Source organism: Ruegeria sp. AB9 (genome assembly GCF_056542585.1).
This window is the reverse complement of record NZ_JBQGAA010000006.1, coordinates 64,655-86,161: the sequence shown is the minus strand read 5'-3', so window position 1 is coordinate 86,161 and position 21,507 is coordinate 64,655. Positions and strand designations below refer to the sequence as shown.

General features: G+C 55.8%; 21 protein-coding genes. 13 read left to right on the top strand and 8 right to left on the bottom strand.

Annotated elements, in window-relative coordinates:
- Window positions 1-5: 5 nt before the first annotated feature.
- The gene (gene pqqA / locus ACR0K5_RS14335) at window positions 6-113 is read right to left on the bottom strand and encodes a pyrroloquinoline quinone precursor peptide PqqA (RefSeq protein ID WP_480630327.1); all 108 of its coding nucleotides are present in this window, start codon (window positions 111-113) and stop codon (window positions 6-8) included.
- 199 nt (window positions 114-312) lie between these two features.
- On the opposite strand from pqqA, the gene ACR0K5_RS14330 reads away from it, so the two are divergent.
- Together ACR0K5_RS14330 and ACR0K5_RS14325 are read left to right on the top strand one after the other, a co-directional pair.
- On the top strand, window positions 313-2,376 hold the full coding sequence (locus ACR0K5_RS14330; RefSeq protein WP_480630326.1) for a 4Fe-4S binding protein: 2,064 nt from the start codon (window positions 313-315) through the stop codon (window positions 2,374-2,376).
- Window positions 2,373-3,257: an FAD:protein FMN transferase gene (locus tag ACR0K5_RS14325; RefSeq protein ID WP_480630325.1), complete on the top strand. Its 885-nt coding sequence runs from the start codon at window positions 2,373-2,375 to the stop codon at window positions 3,255-3,257. The genes ACR0K5_RS14330 and ACR0K5_RS14325 overlap by 4 nt, the downstream gene beginning before the upstream one ends.
- 50 nt (window positions 3,258-3,307) lie before the next feature.
- Here the strand turns inward: ACR0K5_RS14325 and ACR0K5_RS14320 are convergent, their stop codons facing one another.
- From ACR0K5_RS14320 to pedF, 6 genes are all read right to left on the bottom strand, one after another.
- Entirely contained in the window at window positions 3,308-4,099 is a 792-nt protein-coding gene (locus tag ACR0K5_RS14320) for an FAD binding domain-containing protein (protein ID WP_480630324.1), read from the bottom strand.
- Window positions 4,100-4,194: 95 nt separating this feature from the next.
- Window positions 4,195-6,555, bottom strand: coding sequence for a xanthine dehydrogenase family protein molybdopterin-binding subunit (locus ACR0K5_RS14315; protein WP_480630323.1), 2,361 nt, complete (start codon window positions 6,553-6,555; stop codon window positions 4,195-4,197).
- Between the two features lie 80 nt (window positions 6,556-6,635).
- Entirely contained in the window at window positions 6,636-7,118 is a 483-nt protein-coding gene (locus ACR0K5_RS14310) for a (2Fe-2S)-binding protein (RefSeq protein ID WP_298850083.1), read from the bottom strand.
- Window positions 7,119-7,146: 28 nt separating this feature from the next.
- Window positions 7,147-7,671: an SRPBCC family protein gene (locus ACR0K5_RS14305; RefSeq protein WP_480630322.1), complete on the bottom strand. Its 525-nt coding sequence runs from the start codon at window positions 7,669-7,671 to the stop codon at window positions 7,147-7,149.
- Window positions 7,672-7,742: 71 nt separating this feature from the next.
- The gene (locus tag ACR0K5_RS14300) at window positions 7,743-8,585 is read right to left on the bottom strand and encodes a substrate-binding periplasmic protein (protein WP_480630321.1); all 843 of its coding nucleotides are present in this window, start codon (window positions 8,583-8,585) and stop codon (window positions 7,743-7,745) included.
- 72 nt (window positions 8,586-8,657) lie between these two features.
- Window positions 8,658-9,338, bottom strand: coding sequence for a cytochrome c-550 PedF (gene pedF, locus ACR0K5_RS14295; protein WP_480630320.1), 681 nt, complete (start codon window positions 9,336-9,338; stop codon window positions 8,658-8,660).
- Between the two features lie 164 nt (window positions 9,339-9,502).
- Here pedF and ACR0K5_RS14290 point away from each other — a divergent pair, with 164 nt between their 5' ends.
- The 7 genes from ACR0K5_RS14290 to ACR0K5_RS14260 all read left to right on the top strand — a co-directional run bounded on the left by ACR0K5_RS14290 (window position 9,503) and on the right by ACR0K5_RS14260 (window position 14,744).
- On the top strand, window positions 9,503-10,669 hold the full coding sequence (locus tag ACR0K5_RS14290) for an ABC transporter substrate-binding protein (RefSeq protein WP_480630447.1): 1,167 nt from the start codon (window positions 9,503-9,505) through the stop codon (window positions 10,667-10,669).
- The gene (locus ACR0K5_RS14285; protein WP_480630319.1) at window positions 10,669-11,631 is read left to right on the top strand and encodes a YVTN family beta-propeller repeat protein; all 963 of its coding nucleotides are present in this window, start codon (window positions 10,669-10,671) and stop codon (window positions 11,629-11,631) included. The genes ACR0K5_RS14290 and ACR0K5_RS14285 overlap by 1 nt, the downstream gene beginning before the upstream one ends.
- Before the next feature lie 49 nt (window positions 11,632-11,680).
- The gene (locus ACR0K5_RS14280) at window positions 11,681-12,109 is read left to right on the top strand and encodes a hypothetical protein (protein WP_480630446.1); all 429 of its coding nucleotides are present in this window, start codon (window positions 11,681-11,683) and stop codon (window positions 12,107-12,109) included.
- The gene (locus ACR0K5_RS14275; RefSeq protein WP_480630318.1) at window positions 12,106-12,825 is read left to right on the top strand and encodes an ABC transporter ATP-binding protein; all 720 of its coding nucleotides are present in this window, start codon (window positions 12,106-12,108) and stop codon (window positions 12,823-12,825) included. The genes ACR0K5_RS14280 and ACR0K5_RS14275 overlap by 4 nt, the downstream gene beginning before the upstream one ends.
- The gene (locus ACR0K5_RS14270) at window positions 12,822-13,613 is read left to right on the top strand and encodes an ABC transporter permease (protein ID WP_480630317.1); all 792 of its coding nucleotides are present in this window, start codon (window positions 12,822-12,824) and stop codon (window positions 13,611-13,613) included. Before ACR0K5_RS14275 ends, ACR0K5_RS14270 begins: the two co-directional genes overlap by 4 nt.
- A 75-nt stretch (window positions 13,614-13,688) precedes the next feature.
- Complete coding sequence (locus ACR0K5_RS14265; protein ID WP_480630316.1) at window positions 13,689-14,228, top strand: tetratricopeptide repeat protein; 540 nt, start codon at window positions 13,689-13,691, stop codon at window positions 14,226-14,228.
- Between the two features lie 120 nt (window positions 14,229-14,348).
- On the top strand, window positions 14,349-14,744 hold the full coding sequence (locus ACR0K5_RS14260; RefSeq protein ID WP_480630315.1) for a c-type cytochrome: 396 nt from the start codon (window positions 14,349-14,351) through the stop codon (window positions 14,742-14,744).
- 2 nt (window positions 14,745-14,746) lie between these two features.
- Here ACR0K5_RS14260 and ACR0K5_RS14255 read toward each other — a convergent pair whose 3' ends face one another.
- The gene (locus tag ACR0K5_RS14255; RefSeq protein ID WP_480630314.1) at window positions 14,747-15,025 is read right to left on the bottom strand and encodes a hypothetical protein; all 279 of its coding nucleotides are present in this window, start codon (window positions 15,023-15,025) and stop codon (window positions 14,747-14,749) included.
- Between the two features lie 448 nt (window positions 15,026-15,473).
- Here ACR0K5_RS14255 and ACR0K5_RS14250 point away from each other — a divergent pair, with 448 nt between their 5' ends.
- The 4 genes from ACR0K5_RS14250 to ACR0K5_RS14235 all read left to right on the top strand — a co-directional run bounded on the left by ACR0K5_RS14250 (window position 15,474) and on the right by ACR0K5_RS14235 (window position 21,497).
- Window positions 15,474-17,240, top strand: a complete 1,767-nt coding sequence (locus ACR0K5_RS14250) for a PQQ-dependent methanol/ethanol family dehydrogenase (RefSeq protein ID WP_480630313.1) — start codon at window positions 15,474-15,476, stop codon at window positions 17,238-17,240.
- Between the two features lie 140 nt (window positions 17,241-17,380).
- The gene (locus ACR0K5_RS14245) at window positions 17,381-18,064 is read left to right on the top strand and encodes a response regulator (protein ID WP_480630312.1); all 684 of its coding nucleotides are present in this window, start codon (window positions 17,381-17,383) and stop codon (window positions 18,062-18,064) included.
- 46 nt (window positions 18,065-18,110) lie between these two features.
- Window positions 18,111-19,280, top strand: a complete 1,170-nt coding sequence (locus ACR0K5_RS14240; protein WP_480630311.1) for an FIST N-terminal domain-containing protein — start codon at window positions 18,111-18,113, stop codon at window positions 19,278-19,280.
- Window positions 19,281-19,283: 3 nt separating this feature from the next.
- Complete coding sequence (locus ACR0K5_RS14235) at window positions 19,284-21,497, top strand: hybrid sensor histidine kinase/response regulator (RefSeq protein ID WP_480630310.1); 2,214 nt, start codon at window positions 19,284-19,286, stop codon at window positions 21,495-21,497.
- The last annotated feature ends 10 nt before the right edge of the window (window positions 21,498-21,507 follow it).

The following is a 21,507-nucleotide window of genomic DNA, read 5'->3' as shown; positions in this document are numbered from 1 at the left end:
GTTGATCAGAACAGGTCGCGTTCGTGTTCGCGGCCTTCGTCCTCAGACGGAGAATACATGTTGATCTCCATACCGCAGTTCACTTCTTTCAGCTGTGGTGTGCTCCAGGTCATGGTATCCTCCCAAAAGTGATTGACGTTGATTAGAACCCTACTACTGGCACCCGCATCAAAAAATGCTGCTTTGGTCGTAAGATCAACACCGATTGTCGACCTCGCGCTCCAAAATGTCATCTGCCTTAGGGTCGTAGATTGGGTGCTTAGGACTTTCGTCGAATGTCCCACTTGATGGCGGAAAGTTAGTCTTTCGACCATGCGCGTGCTTCTGAGTATTCTGATACTGCTGGTCAGCAGCCTGACGGTTTTAGCCGAGCCTTTGCCGCGTGAAGACATCGAGTCCTATATCCGTGCGCCGTTTTCTTTAGGAAAGGCGCTGAACGAAAACGGCGTCTACAGCCTGCTGAACTCCGGCGGGACAGAAGCGGGATACGTCTTTGAATCTGAGCCCCTAGCACCATTGCCCGGCTTTTCCGGCGCGCCGATCAACATGCTGATCGTGTTGGATCTTGAAGGTCGTTTTCTTGACGTACAACTGATTGAACATAACGAACCAATATTCGTTTCGGGGTTGGGCGAGGCTCCGTTTCACAGTTTTTTCGAGCAGTACGGGGGCCTTTCGATTTCGGATTCCATCGTTGTCGGCACACCGTACGGCGATGCAGCAAGCGGGTCGTCATTGGTCTATCTGGATGGGGTCACAAAGGCGACAGCAAGTGTGCGGATCGCGCATGAATCGGTCATGGGCGCCGCTTTGACAGTCGCGCGCGAGAAAATGCTGGGATTGGCAACCGCGCCGCCCGCTATTCCAAACCGCGATTACGAAGAAGAGCTCAACTGGCAGGATCTGGTCGACAAGGGCATCGCCACGCACAAGGTTTACACCAATGCGGAAGTTGACGCTCTGTTCAACGGCACCCTTTGGGAAGACGACGATCCCCAAGCACAGGATTACCCCGACGACCCCTACCTGGATCTCTGGATTGTAGATCTGGGCCCAAATTCCATTGCTCGTGCGGCTCTGTCCGACAACAGCTACGAAGAGCTGCAGAGCTTTATGGAAATCTCGGACAATGACGAGCCAATTCTGTTGATCGAAACGGCACGCCACGGCCTGGTCAGCGAAGATTTCGTCCGCAATACTGCGCCCGACTGGATTTCGGCGGAACAGGGCGGTCTGCCCGTCGCTCTGCGGGACGCCGATCTGTTGGTCGAGTTGGCAGATGACATGCCTGATGGTGTCGCCATGATACTGCGCACGGACCGGCGGTTGGGCTTCGACCCGACCCGGGAATGGGTCCTAAAGGTTCTTGCGGTTCGCGAGCATGGCATGTTCCAGCCTGAAACAGGCTCTGTCACTATGGATGTTTCACACATCACTCCTGAGAGGTTCTTTGATCGACCAGATCAGATTTCTCCGGCACCGCCCTGGCTTGACGCGCTGCGAAACCGCCAATCTGACCTGATCATTCTGGGACTGTTTCTGACTTCATTGTTGGCTGGTTTGGCACTGCGAATGAATGCCTTAGCCGCCCAATCGCTGTTCACCCCATTACGTCTTGGCGTTTTGGCCTTTGTCACGGTTTTTGTGGGGTGGTGGGGGCAGGGGCAACTGTCGACCGTAACGGCTTTAGGAACCTTGCGTACTGCATTGGATGGCGGCAGTTTTTCCTTCCTGCTTTATGATCCGTTCTCCTTGCTGATCTGGGCGGTGACACTTGCGGGTTTGATCGCATGGGGCAGGGGATTGTTTTGCGGATGGCTCTGCCCTTTCGGCGCGCTTCAGGAATTTGCTCATTATCTCGGTAAAGCCCTTCGCATTCCTCAGATCGAACCATCGCAAAAATGGGACAATCGTCTGAAATGGGTGAAATATGCAATTCTGGCAGCGCTGCTTGTGGTTGTCTTTGCTGCACCTGATCAGGTCGATAAAGCAGCAGAGGTTGAGCCGTTCAAAACAGCAATTACGACCTTCTTTGTTCGCGAATGGTATTATGTTGCCTATGCCGCATTCTGGCTCGTGCTGAGCATGGTCTTGTTCAAAGGATTTTGCCGATATGTTTGTCCTTTGGGCGCGTTGCTTGCAATCGGCGGATTGCTCCGTGGTCGCGACTGGATCGAGCGCCGGGCCGAATGCGGCTCACCCTGTCAGCTGTGTAAGGTCAAATGTAAATATGGCGCGATCAGGCAAACCGGTCAAATCCAGTATGATGAGTGTTTTCAGTGTCTCGACTGCGTCGCCATTCACGACGACCGCAACCGCTGCGTTCCCCTGATCGTCGCGGCCCGCCGTCAGATCAAGGAGGTCGCTGCCGAATGATCAACCGTCGCCGCTTTCTGGCCATTTCTGCCGCCGCGCTGGCCTCACCGTCGCAGGCTCAACCCACCCGATGGCAGGGCTACGCCATGGGGGCTGAAGTCAGCCTGACACTGGAGTCCAACTCAAAAGACGCAGGGCCTGCGATTGCCAAATTACAAAACATTCTGGCGGGTTGTGAAGCACTCTTCAGCCTGTACCGCCCGGATTCGGCCTTATCTGAACTCAACCGAACCGGATACTTAGTCAACCCTGACCCAGCTTTTCTTGAACTGTTACAAGCCTGTGGGACCGCGCACGCGTTAACACAGGGGCGCTTCGATCCAACAGTTCAGCCGCTCTGGTCCGCTACTTCCGAGCAAGATGCCAAGCGCGCACGCGCCCTTTTCGGATGGAACAGAGTGCATTTGTCCGACACATCCATTCAACTTGGGAAAGGCCAGGCGTTAACTCTGAACGGAATTGCTCAGGGCTATGCCACAGATCTGGTCGCGCAGGCGTTGCAACGTGCGGGTTGGGAAAAGATCCTAGTCAATATCGGAGAGTATTTTGCAAGTGGCCGGCAATGGACATTGGGTGTTTCGGATCCAGTGCATGGACTCGTCTGCAAAGCGCAAGTGACAGATCGTGCCATCGCTACGTCCAGTCCTGGGGTAATGCGCCTTCGGTCTGGCAGCACTCATATTATCGACCCGATAGGTGGAAACGAACCGCTTTGGTCAACGGTCAGTGTACAGGCGCCGGATGGTACGACAGCTGACGCGCTTTCTACGGCCTTTTGTTATGCGACGGAGGCCGAAATTGCGGCGACCTTCGCGCAAGCCACCGGTGAATTCACCGCTGTCTGCGTTCGACCAAACGGAAAAGTAATCAATATATCGTGATAAAAAGCCCCGGCTCACACCGAGGCTTTTCGACTACTTCTAAGAATTGTCTACATGCAGTTTGCAACCGCCCGTTTGGTCATGACCGAAACGAGATGCGCGCGGTATTCTTTGCTGCCATGCAGATCAGCGATCATATTCGCCGGGTTCACGCGCATGTCCATAAGGGCGTCAGGACGGAACTCTTTGTTCAGCGCCTGTTCGGCCTCAGACCACCGGAAAACACCGTCTTCACTGGCGCCGGTCACGGCTACGCGCACACCATCCGCAAAGCGAGCCAGGTAAACACCGACAAGCGCAAACCGCGACGCAGGCTGCAGGAATTTCTGATAGTTCGCCCTTTGCGGTACCGGGAAACGGATCGAGGTGATAATCTCTCCTTCATCCAGCGCGGTCGTGAACATTCCCTGGAAAAAGTCATCGGCTGCAATCTGGCGTGTATTGGTCACAACGGTAGCCCCGGATCCCAGCACACCCGCCGGATAACAGGCTGCAGGGTCATTGTTGGCGACCGAACCGCCAATGGTCCCGCGGTTGCGCACCGCCGGATCGCCAATCTGACCAGCCAGTGCGGCAAGCGCGGGATACGACCCCGCCGCTTCGCGCGCCACAGTGGCGTGCGGCGTCGCCCCGCCGATCGACACAGAGCCATCGTCCTCGATGCAAACACCCTGCATCTCGGGAATTCCGCTCATCGACACCAGTTTGGATGGGGATGCCAACCGCTGCTTCAACGTGGGGATCAGGGTCTGTCCGCCCCCCAACACCTGCGCATCCTCGGCTGCCAACGCAGCAACCGCATCGGCAATGGTCGAGGGTTTCTCAAACTCGAAATTGTACATTTCGCTTTTCCTTTCCGAAAGGCGCGGATCCGCCCTTCATCTGGCTAAAAATATCTCGGGGGTCCGGGGGCTGGCCCCCGGTCCGCCCTCTCCACTCAACCGTTCATCGCGGCCCAGACGCGCGACGGGCTTACCGGCATATCGATGTGATTGATCGACTTGCCGCCTGAGTTCAACGCATCCAGAACCGCGTTAACCACCGCAGGTGGCGAGCCAATCGCTCCGGCTTCGCCGCAGCCTTTCACTCCCAACGGATTGTGCGTGCAGGGCGTCTGACTGGAATGATCGACCCCGTAGAACGGCACATCATCAGCACGCGGCATGGCGTAATCCATGAAGGACGCGCTCAGCAGCTGACCATTCTCGTCATAGGCACAGTTTTCAAGCAGCGCCTGACCGATTCCCTGACCAATGCCACCATGGACCTGACCATCCACGATCATCGGGTTGACGATGTTGCCAAAGTCATCCGCGGCGGTGAAGGCCTCGATGCTGACCTGACCGGTGTCGGGATCAACCTCGACTTCACAGGCGTAAGCTCCGGACGGGAACGTGAAGTTAGCAGGGTCATAGAACGCTGTTTCTTCCAGCCCCGGCTCCACCTCCAGCGGATAGTTATGTGGGACGTAAGCCGTCAAGGTGACATCGCCCCAGGCCACCGATTTGTCAGTGCCCGCGACGCTGAACTGACCGTCTTTCAATTCGATATCGGCCTCGGACGCTTCCAACAGGTGGGCGGCGATCTTCTTGGCCTTGTCGATCACCTTTTCGGTTGCCTTAACCATCGCCGAACCACAGACCGCCAGCGAACGCGAGCCGTAAGTTCCCATACCAAACGGAATCTTCGAGGTGTCGCCATGGACGATCTCGACCATCGATTCGTCGATACCGATCATGTCGGCCACAACCTGCGGGAAGGCGGTCTCATGCCCTTGCCCGTGACTGTGTGCGCCGACCATGACGCTGATAGAGCCGGTGGCGTTTACCCGCACGGTCGCCGCATCATACAGGCCCGCGCGGGCCCCCAGCATGCCGACGATATTCGAGGGCGCGATGCCGCAGGCCTCGATATAACAGTTGATGCCAAGGCCACGCAGCTTGCCCTTGGCTTCACTTGCCGCGCGGCGCGCTGCAAAACCTGCCAGATCAGCAGCGGCTTCGAGCTTGTCCATCGTCCCGTCGTAGTTGCCCGTGTCGTATGTCAGCGCGACCGGCGTGTCATAGGGGAACTGTGTGATGAAGTTCTGGCGGCGCAAGGCAATCGGATCGACCCCCAGTTCACGCGCAGCCTTGTCCACCACACGCTCCAGCTGGAACGTTGCCTCCGGGCGACCGGCGCCGCGATAGGCGTCCACGGGCACCGTATTGGTGAACATCGCCTTCACATTCACCTGAATGACTGGTGTTTTGTAGTTGCCCGCCATCAGCGTGCCATGCAGCCAGGTTGGGACCGAACTTGAAAAGGTCGAGAGATATGCGCCGAGGTTGGCATAGGTACTGGTGCGCAGACCGATAAAATTATTGTCCGCATCCAACGCCAGTTCAATTTTGCTGACATGGTCACGACCATGGGCATCCGACATGAACGCCTCGGACCGGCTGGAGGTCCACTTGACCGGTCGGTTGCAGGCCTTGGCGGCAAAGGTGCAGAACGCTTCTTCGGCATAATGGAAAATCTTGGTGCCAAAGCCGCCGCCCACATCCGGAGCCACCACGCGCACCTTGTGCTCGGGCAGGCCCAGAACAAAGGCGCACATCAACAGGCGGATCACATGCGGGTTCTGCGACGTTGTAAAGAGCGTGTACTCATCCGTGCCACGCTTGTATTCGCCTACGGCGACGCGCGGCTCCATCGGGTTGGCAACCAGCCGGTTGTTCACCAGATCCAGAGTGGTGACGTGGGCCGCGTTGGCAAACACCTCGTTCACCTTGGCATCGTCCGCTTCACCCAGTTGCCAGTCATAGCAGATGTTGTTCTTCAAATCGTCATGGACCAGCGTCGCGCCATCCTGCGCGGCTGCCTTCATGTCGATCACGGCAGGCAGTTCCTCGATATCCACACCGATCGCCTCAGCCGCGTCGCGCGCCTGTTCAAGGCTGTCGGCCACAACGGCCGCGATCGGGTCGCCCACATGGCGCACTTTGCCTTGCGCCAGAATGGGGTGCGGCGGCTCTTGCATCGGCGCGCCATGCTTGTCGGTGACTTCCCAGCCACAGGGCATCCCGCCCACGCCTTCGAAATCCTTGCCGGTAAACACCTTGACCACGCCCGGCATGCCTTCGGCCGCCGAAGTGTCCACGGATTTGATCCGGCCATGCGCGATGTCGGACCGCAGAAAATGCACATAGGCCTGGCCATGTACATTGATGTCGTCGGTGTAATTGCCCGCTCCGGTCAGAAAGCGCACGTCCTCGCGCCGCTTGGAACTGGCTCCGATGCCACTGTCTTTGGGCATTGCTTGTTCTCCTCCCATAAACGGATGCTGCTGCATCCTTCACTCATCCCACGGGCGCGTTCATTACGCCCGCAGTGGCATCATTCTGCAGCTATGCTGCCTACGTCCTGACCGGATGCGGCCATGATCGCTTTGACAATGTTGTGGTATCCAGTGCAGCGGCACAGGTTGCCTTCCAGATACTTCCTGATTTCGGCCTCGGACGGGCGCGGGTTCTCTTTCAACAGCGCTGCCGCACTCATCACCATCCCCGGTGTGCAGAACCCACACTGAAGACCGTGGTGATCCTGAAAGGCCTGTTGGATTACGTTCAGCGAGCCATCCGCAGTCGCCTGACCTTCGATAGTGCCAACATCAGCGCCATCTGCTTCGGCGGCCAGCATGTTGCACGATTTCACGGCTTCGCCGTTCACATGTACCACACACGCACCACACTGCGCGGTATCGCAACCCACATGTGTCCCTGTCAAAGACAGATGATCGCGCAGAAAACCGGACAACAATGTCCGGCCCTCGACGTCTCCGCTCACAGCTTTGCCGTTCACGGTCATGGAAATCTTCATGACTTTCTCCTCCCTGAATTCCAAAGGTTCAATCGCCTAATACGCGTTTGAACCAACTTTTCTTTTCTTCCCCGGCCTCGCCTTCGTTTGAGGCTTCGGGCTCGAGTGTATCCTGAGGTTCGACCGCATTCTGGAAGTTCTCAAAGAACTGATCGGCCATTTTTCTGGCAACCCCATCGATGACTCGCCCCCCCAACTGAGCCAGTTTGCCACCGACGCGCGCATCGACCTTGTAGGTCAACAGCGTGCCTTCGGCGGCATCCGACAAGGTAACGTCGGCCGCGCCCTTGGCAAATCCGGCGGCTCCTCCCTTACCTTCACCCGATAACTTCACGCTTTCAAGCGCCACGAGATCGGAAAGGGTCACCGCGCCTTTGAAGGTCGCTTTAACGGGGCCGACTTTTTGGACCACAGTGGCCTCGAACCCTTCTTCGATTGAACCTGTCATCTCCTGACATCCCGGCACACATTCTTTCAGAACCTCTGCCGACAAAAGCGAGTCCCAGACCTTGGATCGCGGCGCGGCGATGACGCGGCTGTCACTGAGTTCCATTTCACTTCTCCAAGTATTTTTCGTTACGCTACGCGGTGTTCGCCACCCTGCCTATTAGACCTTGGGTGTAGTCAACGCAGCGCGGGCGGCGAATGTGTTAGGCCATGGCGTTCAAAGATTGCGGGTATGCGCCCGTCCTGCAATGCCGCATAGATGGCATCGTCAACGGCATAGCTGAGGCCGCGATAGGCGAAATGAACTGCCACGCCACTTGTCCATGAGCTGACTGCGAAGCCGGGCAGGGGTGGGGTATGGATGTCCAGCGCCGGGGTCAGACCAGCCTCAAGTTGGGCGCGCGGTCCCATGGCCGCCATTGTCTCGCCATCGGCAAGCGCCTGCATTGCCTCAGCAGCGGTGGGATATCTGCGCAAATTTTGGGCCAATTGACCGCCGGGAAATGCCGACAAATAGAAATCGGCAATCGAATCGTTCTCCACCGCGACGGTGTCGAACCGAAAATAAGCGGGAACTGGCGGGTCATCGGGATAGGCATCGCGGCTATACGCGATTGCTATCTCCTCGTCATGGTATTGCCCGGTGAAAACCACCTGTTCGACGCGGCAGGCGAACTCGCTGTCATAAGGGACGTGCAACATTACGTTCGCTACCCGCCCATTGATCAAAGGTCCCTTCCAGATCCAATTGCGCAGATCCGCCTCAAGATTTTCACCCGCTGGCACCAGATTGAAGCGTGCCTCAACACCTAGTTCTTCGGCAATCAAGGTGCCGATATCGATATCCACGCCCTGTATCTTGCCGTCCTTTTCATAGGACCAGGGTGCGAAATCGTCATAGGCCGCGAATTCGATATAGCCGCGCTCGACAATGGTATCGAGATCGGCGCCCACGATGTCCCGGCTGGTGTTTTGTGGTTTAGGTTGAGGCACATGATCTTCGCATCTGGCCATCGCCATTCCAGTTGAAAGAGTGGCAGCCAACAGGGAGAAAAAAAATATGCGTCCGATCATATGCCTCAGTCTGCCGTTCTATTGCGCGGCAGACAATCCAATTGTCAGTTGTTCTGCTGCCTCCGCGAAATTGGGACTGTCGCCCGAGATCAGAACAGCGGCGCGGAAGGCCACGCTGTCGGCCACAGGGGCACCCGATCCTGTTTCAATAGTGCTTGCAATCTCGCTGAGCTCAGATTGAAGGACTGCCGCATCGCCTTCACCACCGTCGGCCATGGTAGCCAGCAGGTCGCGGATTTCCTTCAGGCGGTCACTATGATCGTCCAGCGCGCCATCATCGGGTCGCGTTTCTATATAGGTACGAATGGCCCAGGCGGCTTTTTGACCCAATAGTTCTCCGAAGGCCGGCATCTTGGTGATCCCGTTTTGCGTGTAACCCTCGCGGAACCGTTCCATGTACCATTCATCACCGTATTCTTCCGCCTCGAGATAGCGCAGGTCAGGCGCCAAACCACCAGAAACCACGCCCAACCCATGGCAACGCGCACAGTTTTGATTATAGCCTGAATCGCCAATCTCAATGGCGGCTTGCCAAACCTTTTCACCCTGATCGCGATATGGGTTTTCGATCAGCCATTCCTCGCCCACATCCGGCAAGGCATCTGTATTCACAGGTTGCGGGGCGACATCTCCGTGCGCAAACGCCATGCCACCTGCGGTCAGGGCGGCCAGCGCTGTGCTGTAAAAACCAAGACGCATCGTCTCCTCCTTCTGATGCTTACTCCGGTCATAGCTCAGAGAGAATCGTCGCGAAATTCGACCTTGGTTGCAGATGGGTCCTTTCTTGCGACTATGGTCGAATGGCTATGTCAACCAAGGATCGATTTTACTGGAGTTGCATGGGAGGAGAAGCAACCTTGGCTGTGTTATTTTACATGTTTGCGGCGTTTGTTCTGTTCCCGGCGGTTGCTGTAGCTGAGGTTGCGGTGTCTGTTGTCTATCTGCAGCAAGAGATTGACCGTCCACCGGTTTTATCCAACCTTGATCCGGTGCCCGAAGATTTGGGTGCCGCAGGCGCTGAACTGGCATTGGCAGACAATCTGACAACGGCCAAGTTTCTGGGTCACAAATACGAACTGACGGTCACGACAGTCCCCAAAGACGGTGATTGGCTTGATGCGGCGCGACAAGCTCTGTCTGAGACATCCTACTTGATATTGGACGCTCCGGCACAGGCGCAACTGGGGGTTGCTGACCTTCCGGAGGCTGCCGGGGCACTATTGTTCAACGTCTCTTCCGCCGATCGCGACCTAAGAGACGCCACCTGTCGTTCCAACCTGCTGCACACCTTACCGACAGACGCGATGCGTGCGGATGCTCTGACACAGTTCCTGGTCAAACGGCGCTGGGACGATCTGGTTTTGATCACCGGAGAACACCCGCCAGACATGGCCTTTGCAGATGCTATGAAACGGTCTTTGGCAAAGTTCGGGCTGGAACTTCAGGCAGAAAAGACCTGGCGCTTTGACGCCGACCTCAGGCGTAACGCAGCGCAAGAAGTTCCGCTTTTTACTCAAGATTTCGGAGATTACGATATCTTGCTGGTGGCCGATGAGCTGGACGACTTCGCCCGTTACATCCCGTTCAACACGTGGGAATCAAGGCCTGTCGCGGGTTCGGAAGGGTTGCGACCGGTGGCATGGTCGCCTGTGGTCGAGCAATGGGGGGCGGTTCAGTTACAGAGCCGGTTCGCCAATCAAGCAGGACGATCGATGAGGCCAATCGACTACGCAGCATGGGCTGCGTTTCGGTCATTGGGTGAGGCTGTGACCCGAACGCAATCTGATGATCCTACTGTTCTGCAGGAGTACATCCTGTCGGATAAATTCGAATTGGCAGGCTTCAAGGGCCGGGCCATGAGTTTCCGGGCATGGAACGGTCAGTTGCGTCAGCCGATCCCTTTGGTGACCGACCGCGCCGTGGTGGCGATGGCCCCGTTAGATGGGTTCCTGCATCAGCGCACTGAACTCGACACGTTGGGCCTTGATGAACCAGAGACTCAATGTACGGCCTTTGAGGAGGAAAACTGATGAGGTTCGCTGTTCTTCTGGCCGCAATGGCTCTTGGCACTTTGGCCCAAGCGGATGAAATCTGGATCAGCAACGAAAAGGACGACACGCTCAGCGTTATAGATATCGAAACACTGGAAGTGATCCGAACCCTTGAAACCGGCGAACGTCCACGTGGGATCACGTTTTCCAAGGATTTCTCGGTTCTCTACATCTGCGCGTCAGATAGCGACGCTGTACAGGTCATGGATCCCGAAACCGGAGAAATCCTGCATGATCTGCCCTCCGGTGAAGACCCTGAACAATTTGTGCTACATCCAAATGATAAGCACCTCTACATAGCCAACGAAGATGACGCGATCACAACCGTCGTTGACACGGAATTGCGGACCGTGATTGCCCAGATTGACGTGGGCATTGAACCGGAAGGCATGGCGGTCTCTCCCGATGGCAAGACCGCGATTACCACATCCGAGACCACCAATATGGCTCATTGGATTGATACTGAAACGCAGGAGTTGTTCGCCAACACTCTGGTGGACTCGCGCCCTCGGCACGCTGAGTTTGTCAAAGATGGAACCGAGCTATGGGTCAGCTCTGAAATCGGCGGCACCATTACTGTTTTTGACGTTGCGACACAGAACGAGAAGGCCAAAATCGAGTTCGAGGTTGACGGCGTCCATCCAGATCGGGTGCAGCCCGTCGGGTTCGAGTTGTCGAACGGGGATGAAACCGCCTTTGTCGCTTTGGGTCCTTCAAACCACGTTGCGGTCGTGAACGCTGAAACTTTTGAGGTCGAAGACTACATCCTGGTTGGCCGTCGTGTCTGGCACATGGATTTTAACGCGGACAAGTCGCTGTTGTTCACCACAAACGGTGTGTCCGGGGATGTGACCGTTATCGACGTCGCCAAACGTGAACCCATCAAAACGATCAAGGTCGGGCGCTTCCCTTGGGGCGCAGCTTTCCGCCCGACGAATTAAGGCAAGGTGAGGAGTCTTTGAAATGATCCGCCCAACCCGTTTGATTGCCATGCTGGCTGTGGTGTTTTCACCGACCGTATTGGCAGCAGATAATGACGACGATGACAACGGCTTTGGCCTTGCTGGCATTCTCTCAGCCAAAAACAAGGAAGACTTGCCGCCGATTACTTTGTCTGCAGGTGTGCCTTTGGCCGAGGCCCCTTGGAAATTGAAGTCCGGCACGTACTATGAATTCGAAATTCTGGGCGACGGTAGTCAGGAACTGGCTCTGGTAGGGCCTGAGTTCTTTCGGGCCATCTGGATCGACGAAATCGTCGTCGAAGGTCTTGAGATCCGTCCCCTGGGTCTGGATTCCGTTGAGTTCGACGAAGCTGGTGAGATGGAAATAGGCTTTGTCGCGATCAAACCCGGCAGATACTATCTGAAGGTTCCGGGAAGTACCGGGGAAACGCAGCGGCTGGAGATTACCATTAAGTGACAGGGCTTTCCGTCCGAAATGTCAGCTATGCCTATGGCGAAAAACGCGCCCTTGACGATGTGAGCTTTCATGTCCCGCAAGGCGCGTTTTGCGCCCTTTTAGGTCCTAACGGTGCAGGTAAGTCGACACTGTTTTCCCTGCTTACGCGACTGTTCACCACAGCGCAGGGAACGATCGAAGTCGCGGGTTTTGATATCTCGAAGCAACCGCGCCAGGCGCTGGCAACAATAGGTGTGGTCTTTCAACAGCCCACGTTGGATCTGGATCTGACAGTACACCGAAATCTCAGCTATTTTGCGGCGCTGCACGGGCTTTCCGGTGGAAAGGCCGAGACCCGTATCGCCGAAGCTCTGGAAAAACTGGACATGGCTGAACGCGCGCGCGAACGTGCGCGCGACTTAAACGGCGGCCACAGGCGGCGGCTGGAAATCGCGCGCTGCCTGATCCATGCACCGTCTGTTTTGCTGTTGGACGAACCTACCGTCGGCCTGGATGCCGCTGCACGCAGTGCGATTACCAGGCACGTACATAATTTGTCCGCTCAGGATGGATTGACCGTTCTCTGGGCCACGCATCTGACAGACGAAATCGAGCCAGAAGACCAAGTCGCTATCCTGCATCGTGGCCGCCTTCTTAAGCAGGGCACTTGTGTTGAGATCACAAAAGGAAAGCCCTTGCAGCAAGTGTTCCTTTCGATGACCGGAGCACCGACATGAGTGCCGGATTAATCGCGCTGCGCGCCATTCTTATCCGCGAGGCATTGCGCTTCGTCCGTCAGCGAAGCCGGTTTGTCGCGGCATTGGTGCGTCCGCTGGTATGGTTAATCGTCTTTGCTGCCGGGTTTCGCGCTGCGCTGGGGCTGTCGATAACTCCGCCGTATCAAACCTACATCACTTACGAGATCTATATCGTACCCGGCCTTTGCGGAATGATCATGCTGTTCAACGGGATGCAAAGCTCTCTTAGTCTTGTGTATGACCGCGAAATGGGCTCAATGCGGCTGCTGCTGACCAGCCCTTTGCCGCGTTGGTGGCTGCTGTTTTGCCGGTTGCTGGCCAGCACGACGATTTCAATCCTTCAGGTTTATACCTTTTTGGCAATAGCAGCGATCTATGGAATAGACATGCCGTTGGCTGGTTATCTGTTTGTATTCCCTGCATTGATTTTCAGCGGGTTGATGTTGGGTGCACTTGGACTTGCACTTTCGTCTGCGATCAAACAGCTCGAGAATTTTGCGGGCGTGATGAACTTCGTCATCTTCCCGATGTTCTTTCTGTCTTCCGCGCTTTATCCGCTTTGGAAAATGGCCGAAAGCTCAGCCCTGCTGCACGATATCTGCGCAATCAATCCCTTCACTCACGCGGTCGAGTTGATCAGGTTCGCCCTTTACGGGCAGGTCAACGCATCGGCGTTGGGATGGACGATCTTTGCCGGAACTGTGTTTCTGGGCATGGCGCTCTGGGGGTATGATCCATCGCGCGGGATGAAACGCCCCAAAGGATGATTGCGTCTACGACCATGGCAGGCGTGAATTCCTGACCCTTATGCGTTAATGTGCGCACGAGACCGAGGGTTTGTCATGTTCCGCATCGCCACTATCGCACTATTATTCGCGACGGCCGTTTCGGCGCAGACGGTTGAGGACGAGTACGGCACACTCAATCCCCAGGACACGGGGTGGGGCAAAGTTATGCGCAATATCGAGAACGGCGTCACCGATATGACAACCTGCGCGACGGGCTATTACATGACGAAGTCCGGCCGTCATGACATGGCACGTAACCTTTTCAGAACATGTGCAGAGGCCGGTTATACCGGCGCAATGACCTGGATGGGGCAACTGGACAATAACGGACTGGGCGGTCCCTACGATCCTGATGCCGCTGCCGAATGGGACAAACGCGCGGCTGATCTGGGGGATCCTGTGGGCAAATTCAACTATGGGCTCAATCTGCTACGAGGGCATGGCGTTGCGAAAGACGAAAGACTGGGGCGCGCCTATGTCGACGAGGCGGCTCAGCACGGGTTGAAAATCGCGATACGGCTGCAGGAATCGGGCTATGATCCAAACGAAGTGACCCCTGATGCGGATGAGCGGAAGTATGCGCCTCTGTTCTGAAGCTGACTTTTTTCAATTTTCTACGACCAAAGGATAAGGCTCGGCTCCGATTTTCTTGATGTAGGTCAAGCCAGCTCCGGATGTGCGACAGGTATCTTTGCGCAAACGTCGGAGGACCAAATGAAACACATTTTTCTTTCCCTCGGTCTGGCTGCACAAATCTGCATTGCACCGCCGGCAAGTGCCGAAAGCGCTTTCGATAAGGTCAAGGTCCAAGCAGGGGAAACCCTGTATTTCTCGGAATGCCGCCGTTGCCACGCACCGGATTCTACCGATCCAAGTTATGGTCCAGCATTGGACAATATCGTGGGCCGGGCCGCAGGCACTGTTGAAGGATATGAGTATTCCGAAGCACTGGCCGGGTCCGGGATCGTCTGGACGCCCGCCGCCCTGCGAGCATGGATGGAGGATAACGACGGTTTCATGCCTGGCACGAAAATGCGCCACGTCGGGATCGAAGATCGCACAGTGCAGGATTTCATATTGGCTTATCTGGGCAGTATCTCAACTCGGTAGGGCTATTCGATCACAGGCTGTGGCAGCCAGTTGCTGTCTGGGTCGGCTTCATGAGTGTCTCTGGCAGCGACAGGCCTCAGTTCGCCCTCAGCAGGCGGGACTGCCAGCAAGCCCATATCCATCTCGTGCAGCTGTCCGATCAGTCGATCACCTTCGATCTGAAGCTGATAGTAAACCCCGCTCCACATAACGATGCCGTATTCGGTTGCGTCTTTGTGGATGAACAAAAGATCGTATTCCAGATCGGTTAGATTACCGGCTGGCACCTGAAGCTGCGGCACGTATGGGTGGGGTATGTGACACCAATGCTTGACCGGCCCTTCCAAATACCGAAACGGGTGCAAGGACAAGAAATGCTCTGTAAACAGTTCAGCAGAAGCGTCGATTTCACAATAATAAATAGAACTTTACAGGAGAAACTTAATGTACCATATCGGAGATTTTCTTCTCGCATCTTAAACCAGAAATACCTGCTTCTGTCCGTACAGTGGATCGGTGCTGGCAGGCAGACGAACGAGCCCCTCCAGAATAATAACCCTCGCGATAGCTTTCTGCATTGTTTCCACGCCCCAAAAAGATGCGTTACACTAGTTGAAATCCGTGAATTGCCCCCTACGACCATTGTGCAATTTCACCAATAGACCCTCCTGCGAATAATACCCACGCCAACAGCTCCGACCTGTCGGGGATTCGGCGTGGAGGGAAGACACAAGTCTAAGGAGGACACCGATGAACCGGTTTATCATGGCGACGGTCGCAAGTGTGATTGCAGCGGGCGCGGCTTATGCAGAAGTTACCGAGGACGATCTGGCCAACGACCAAACCATCACAACTCAGATTGTGACGAACGGCATGGGGCGCCATTTGCAGCGCTACAGCCCGCTGGACATGTTGAACAAGGACAACGTCAAAAACCTGTTGCCTGCCTGGGCGTTTAGCCTTGGTGGTGAAAAACAGCGCGGGCAAGAAACCCAGCCGCTGATTTATGACGGCATGATGTATATCACCGGGTCGTATTCGCGCCTGTATGCAATAGATCTGGAGACCGGGAAAGAGGTTTGGCAATACGATGCTCGGCTGCCCGAAGGCATCCTGCCCTGTTGTGACGTGGTAAACCGTGGTGCCGCCATTTACGGTGACAAGGTGATTTTCGGGACGCTTGACGCCCGAATTGTGGCCTTGAACAAGGACACCGGTGACGTTGTGTGGCGTGACAAGATCGCGGATTACAAGGCAGGGTATTCCTATACAGCTGCTCCGCTGATCGTCGATGGGCTGGTGATTACCGGAAATTCCGGCGGTGAATTCGGCATCGTTGGTGCCGTGCAGGCGCGCGACGTAAACACCGGAGATCTGGTGTGGGAACGCCCGGTGATCGAAGGCCATATGGGTACGCTGAACGGTGAAGAAAGCACCATGACGGGCGAGTTGAACGCAACTTGGCCAGGCGACATGTGGAAGACCGGTGGTGGCGCGACCTGGCTGGGTGGTTCTTATGACGCAGATACGGATACACTTGTTTTCGGGGCAGGGAACCCGGCGCCTTGGAACTCTTGGCTGCGCAATGCAGGAACACCAACCGAAGGGAATGTCGGAGACAATCTTTATGCTGCCAGCCGTATCGGCATTGATCCGAAGACCGGCGACATCAAGTGGCATTTCCAAACCACACCGCGCGAAGGTTGGGACTATGACGGTGTGAATGAGGTCGTTGCCTATACCGATCGCGAAGGAAACAAACGTTTCGCAACCGCAGATCGCAACGGATACTTCTACGTTCTGAACCGCGAAGATGGCGCCTTTGTGTCGGCCAATCCGTTTGTCAAAGACATAACCTGGGCCTCTGGCGTCGATGAGACCGGCCGTCCGATCTTTGTCGAAGAAAACCGCCCTGGCGATCCGGCATCAGCGGCGGATGGCAAGAAGGGTGAAGTGATCTTTGCGTCCCCTTCTTTCCTTGGTGGTAAGAACTGGATGCCGATGTCTTTCTCGCAGCGGACTGGCAATTTCTATGTACCGTCCAACGAATGGGGCATGGATATCTGGAACGAACCGATCACCTACAAAAAAGGTGCTGCTTATCTGGGCGCTGGCTTCACCATCAAGCCCAACTATGAAGACTACATCGGCTCGCTCAAGGCCATCGATCCGGATACCGGGGAATGGAAGTGGGAATTTAAGAACGACGCTCCGCTTTGGTCAGGTGTGATGACAACGGCCGGAGGGCTGGTGTTCTTTGGGACACCCGAAGGCGAGTTCATTGCGCTGGACGACGAAACCGGTGAGAAACTTTGGTCGTTCCAGACCGGTTCGGGCATCGTCGGGCAGCCTGTAACCTGGGAACAGGACGGCGAACAGTATGTGTCGATCATTTCCGGTTGGGGCGGCGCTGTTCCGCTTTGGGGCGGTGAGGTGGCCAAGAAGGTCAACTACCTGAACCAGGGTGGCACATTGTGGACTTTCCGCCTGCCAAAAGAACTGGCTTCGGCGAATTAACCCTGGACAATACAAACCTCCGACGCGTGCCCCTATCCGGGTGCGCGTTTTTATACGACCTTCCGCCAGTATGCGCGGTTTTATTTCGTTGCTAGGATTGGTTAGGCTGGAGACCATTTGAACGCAAAAGGCTATACCGAATGCTTGCTGAATCCGCCGCACGAAACGACTTCGAAAACGTGCTGATCGTTGATGACCATCCGTTGTTTTGCGACGCTTTGTCTATGACCCTGCAAAGTGTTGCCCAGATCGGAGAAATCCACACCGCAGACCGGCTGGAGGGCGCGATGGATCTGCTGGCAAGCGGGCTGAAACCCGATGCGGTCATGCTGGACCTTAACCTTCCAGATGTAGACGGCTTGGATGGCCTTGTCCGCTTGAAGGCTGCAGCGAACGCTCCGGTAATTGTGGTGTCATCGCTGGCCGACAACCGTGTTGTCAGTCAGGTGATACAGGCCGGTGCATCAGGTTATGTCCCTAAGCACAGCCAACGCGACGTGTTCCGTACTGCATTTGAGACAGTTCATGCCGGTGATGTCTTTGTGCCTGAAGGCTGCGTTTTGATTGATGCAGAGGAAGAGGACGAACACAGCGACGCGGTAAATCGCCTTGCGACGCTGACAAATCAGCAGGCACGCATCCTGCAACTGATCTGCGAAGGCAAACTGAACAAGCAAATCGCTTATGACCTGTCAATTGCGGAAACAACGGTCAAGGCGCATGTGACTGCAATCATGCGGAAACTGGGCGTGCAAAGCCGAACGCAGGCGGTTTTGATCGCCAAAAAAGCATCCTTTGCCAGCGTCTTGCAAGACCAAGGTTAAGCGTCATACTCTCACGTCATTATCGCGCTTTTAGGGAGGAGGCACGATGGACCAAGCAATCGGGTCGGCAACAGTCCAGGCCCGTGCGCCAGGCATTGTTAAAACGGCTTTTACGCAACACGACACCGGACAGTCAATCGAGACACTCAAGCGCCAACTGGGTGATGGTCCACTTGCGCTTGTCATTCTTTTTGTCAGCCCGAACGCAGATGCATCCGCCGTGATTGCCGAAGCCGCACACGCCTTTGCTCCAACTCCGGTCGTTGGCTGCACCACGGCTGGAGAACTGGCGGATAGTGGCTACTGCGAGGATCAGATCGTTGCGATCGGCCTGCCACAATCCCATTTCGACATACGAACGGTTCTTGTGCCGGACCTGAACGATTTTGACGCCGACAGCATCATCAAAGAGATGATCCACAACAGAAATGCAATGATGGGAACCTCGCCCGAGTGGGGCCATGAATTCACCTTCTTGATGATTGACGGGTTATCGACAAAAGAAGATGAATTGACGTCGGAATTGGCTGTCGGCCTGGGGCCGGTGCCGTTGTTCGGTGGATCGGCAGGGGATGGAACCCAGTTCCGGCGCACCTATGTTCTGCATCAGGGGCAGGCACAGAGCAATGCCGCCATACTGACACAGGTTCGAACGCGGTGCCCGATTAAAGTGTTCAAAACCGATCACCTCGTCCCCGCCGCCCGTCGCATGGTGGTGACCAAGGCAGACCCGGCCAAACGCATCGTTCAGGAAATCAATGCCGAACCCGCTGCCCGCGAATATGCCCGTATCCTCGGCAAGGACCCGGAACAACTCACGACATTCACATTCGCGGCGCATCCTGTCGTGGTGCAAATCGGCGGGCAGCACCATGTCCGCGCTATTCAGCAGGTGGCAGGTAACGGGGATCTGGTCTTTTTCTCGGCCATCGATGAAGGTTTGGTTCTGACATTGGCCGAACCTCGGGACATGGTCGAACACCTGCAGGAAGAAATCGACCTTCTGACCGAGAAACAGCAACCCGACACCATTTTGGGCTGTGACTGTATTCTTCGTCGGCTGGAAGCACAGGAAAAGCAGAAGACGCGCGATATCTCGAACATTCTGTCGCACAATCACGTGGTCGGGTTCTCGACCTACGGAGAACAATACAACTCGATCCATGTGAACCAGACCCTGACCGGCGTTGCGATTTACCCTCCCGAGAAAGAGTAAGGCATGATCGAGCATCTCACAGATCCCTCAGACTCGCTTGATCGTCAGAATGAAAAGCTGAGGAAAATCGTCGAGGCCCTGATGCGGCGGGTCGAAGAATCCACTGATGCCTCGGGCGCGGCCTATGCGCAGTTTCAACGGGCCGCGGTGCTTGAGCAAGAGGTCCGTGCCCGAACGGATGACCTTGAACGCGCACTTGAGCTTTTGAATGACTCCAACGCCAGGTTGGCGCAGGCCAACAAGGAAACCGAAGCGGCGCGGGCGGATTTGGCGAATGCAATCGAAACAGTGCAGGAAGGGTTCGCCCTTTTCAATCGCGACGAAGAATTGGTGCTGTGTAACAGCCGGTTCGGCCTGCATATGCCCGACATTCAGGAGAAACTGAGTCCCGGCTTGCGGTTTATCGAATATGTAGAACTGGTCAGCCAATCCGGGTTCCTGTCTTTGCCAGAGGCAATGACCCCAAAGGACTGGGCCAAAAGCCGCTTGGATCGGCATGCGGACGACCACGTGGTGTTCAATGTCCGTCTTGCAGGCAATCGATGGTCGCAGGTGTCCGAACACCGCACACCCGACGGTGGCACCGTGATCCTGCAAACCGACGTGACGGATATCATGCGGATCGAACGGCAGGAGAGGGATCGAATTCTCGATGACAAAGCAAGACTGATCCGCGCCACACTTGAACACATCGATCAGGGCGTTTGCATATTTGACAACAAACACCGCCTGATCGGCTGGAACAACCGCGCAAGTGAGCTTCTGGCCATTCCGATCACGCAGTTTCAGATGGGTACGCGGTTTGAAACCCTGTCCAATCGCCTCAGCGCCAATATCAGCTTTCAGAAAGGGATCACCGAAGCGGACCTGCTGGATTGGGTCATCCGGCAGACCTATCGCCGCCCACTTCAATTCCAGATGCATCGGGGGCGATCGAAAATTCTGTCTGTTTATGCCCAAGAAATGCCTGACCGGGGCTTTGTGATTTCTTTTACCGATGTGACCGCAGAACGAAAATCCGCTCAGGCCTTGTATGAGGCCAAGGAATTGCTGGAACAGCGTGTAGCGTCGCGCACAATGGAACTTGCGGATGCACTGAACGAGGCTGAGCGTGCGAATGCGTCAAAATCGCGCTTTGTTGCAGCCGCCAGCCACGACCTGCTGCAGCCCCTGTCTGCCGCAAAACTCTATGTTGCGTCACTGGGAAGCGGTTTGGGCAAAAGTGACGCTCAGACCGTGGCCGCAAAGGCCGAAAGCGCGCTGAACAGCGTTGAACACATTCTTGAAGCTTTGTTGGACATCTCGAAGTTGGATTCCGGGCGGGCCACGGCGCACTTGTCCACGGTGTGCGTAGGCGAGCTTTTCTCTCAGATGGAAGACGCCTTTCGGCCTGTTGCTCAGGCCAAAGGTCTGGATTTGAGTTTTGTTGACACAAAGGCTCTGGTCACCAGCGATGCCAGCTATCTTCGGCGTATATTGCAAAACTTGCTGTCAAACGCGATCCGGTACACCGATGCCGGTAAAGTTCTTGTCGGTGTCAGGCACCGCAAAAACGCAGTTGCCCTGGAGGTCTGGGACACGGGTATCGGCATTGCATCAGATCAAAAAGACATTGTGTTTCAGGAATTTCAACGCCTGCATTCAGATGCCAGTGCCGCCGAAGGCATGGGGCTGGGTCTTGCAATTGTTGAACGGGCCTGCGGGTTGCTGCAACACCCAATCCATCTGCACTCCGAAGTAGGGAAGGGGACAGGATTTTCGGTCGAGGTACCTTTGGCGCAGGCGGAATCGGCGATTCCACTCTGCTCCTCAGCGGCACAAAAACCAAGCTCCAAGGTGCTTGGCAACACCATCGCCTTGTTGATCGAAAACGATGAAAACCTGCGCAGCGCCTTAACCATGACCATCGAATCCTGGGGCGTCGAAGTTCTTGAATGCGAAGGCGAAGACGAAGCTGTGAATCTTCTGCGCGAAATCGGTATACTCCCGGATTTTGTAATCGCCGATTATCAACTGAGCAACGGGAAAACAGGTACTGACGCCATGCGCGCTCTGACGGGCAAATTTGGGCATCTGCCCGGATGCATAATTTCAGCCAATCGATCCCCTGAGCTTGTCGAGCAGTGTAAGCAAGCCAAGCTGCCCCTTCTTTACAAGCCGATTGATCCGCAACTGCTCAAGTCAGCTCTGGAAACCTCTGTTGTACGCGACAAGTGAGTGTTGCCGG

Coding starts and splice junctions, on each gene's coding strand:
- pqqA (WP_480630327.1), bottom strand. CDS start 113: ATGACCTGGAGCACACCACAGCTGAAAGAAGTGAACTGCGGTATGGAG.
- ACR0K5_RS14330 (WP_480630326.1), top strand. CDS start 313: ATGCGCGTGCTTCTGAGTATTCTGATACTGCTGGTCAGCAGCCTGACG.
- ACR0K5_RS14325 (WP_480630325.1), top strand. CDS start 2,373: ATGATCAACCGTCGCCGCTTTCTGGCCATTTCTGCCGCCGCGCTGGCC.
- ACR0K5_RS14320 (WP_480630324.1), bottom strand. CDS start 4,099: ATGTACAATTTCGAGTTTGAGAAACCCTCGACCATTGCCGATGCGGTT.
- ACR0K5_RS14315 (WP_480630323.1), bottom strand. CDS start 6,555: ATGCCCAAAGACAGTGGCATCGGAGCCAGTTCCAAGCGGCGCGAGGAC.
- ACR0K5_RS14310 (WP_298850083.1), bottom strand. CDS start 7,118: ATGAAGATTTCCATGACCGTGAACGGCAAAGCTGTGAGCGGAGACGTC.
- ACR0K5_RS14305 (WP_480630322.1), bottom strand. CDS start 7,671: ATGGAACTCAGTGACAGCCGCGTCATCGCCGCGCCGCGATCCAAGGTC.
- ACR0K5_RS14300 (WP_480630321.1), bottom strand. CDS start 8,585: ATGGCGATGGCCAGATGCGAAGATCATGTGCCTCAACCTAAACCACAA.
- pedF (WP_480630320.1), bottom strand. CDS start 9,338: ATGCGTCTTGGTTTTTACAGCACAGCGCTGGCCGCCCTGACCGCAGGT.
- ACR0K5_RS14285 (WP_480630319.1), top strand. CDS start 10,669: ATGAGGTTCGCTGTTCTTCTGGCCGCAATGGCTCTTGGCACTTTGGCC.
- ACR0K5_RS14280 (WP_480630446.1), top strand. CDS start 11,681: ATGCTGGCTGTGGTGTTTTCACCGACCGTATTGGCAGCAGATAATGAC.
- ACR0K5_RS14270 (WP_480630317.1), top strand. CDS start 12,822: ATGAGTGCCGGATTAATCGCGCTGCGCGCCATTCTTATCCGCGAGGCA.
- ACR0K5_RS14265 (WP_480630316.1), top strand. CDS start 13,689: ATGTTCCGCATCGCCACTATCGCACTATTATTCGCGACGGCCGTTTCG.
- ACR0K5_RS14260 (WP_480630315.1), top strand. CDS start 14,349: ATGAAACACATTTTTCTTTCCCTCGGTCTGGCTGCACAAATCTGCATT.
- ACR0K5_RS14250 (WP_480630313.1), top strand. CDS start 15,474: ATGAACCGGTTTATCATGGCGACGGTCGCAAGTGTGATTGCAGCGGGC.
- ACR0K5_RS14245 (WP_480630312.1), top strand. CDS start 17,381: ATGCTTGCTGAATCCGCCGCACGAAACGACTTCGAAAACGTGCTGATC.
- ACR0K5_RS14240 (WP_480630311.1), top strand. CDS start 18,111: ATGGACCAAGCAATCGGGTCGGCAACAGTCCAGGCCCGTGCGCCAGGC.
- ACR0K5_RS14235 (WP_480630310.1), top strand. CDS start 19,284: ATGATCGAGCATCTCACAGATCCCTCAGACTCGCTTGATCGTCAGAAT.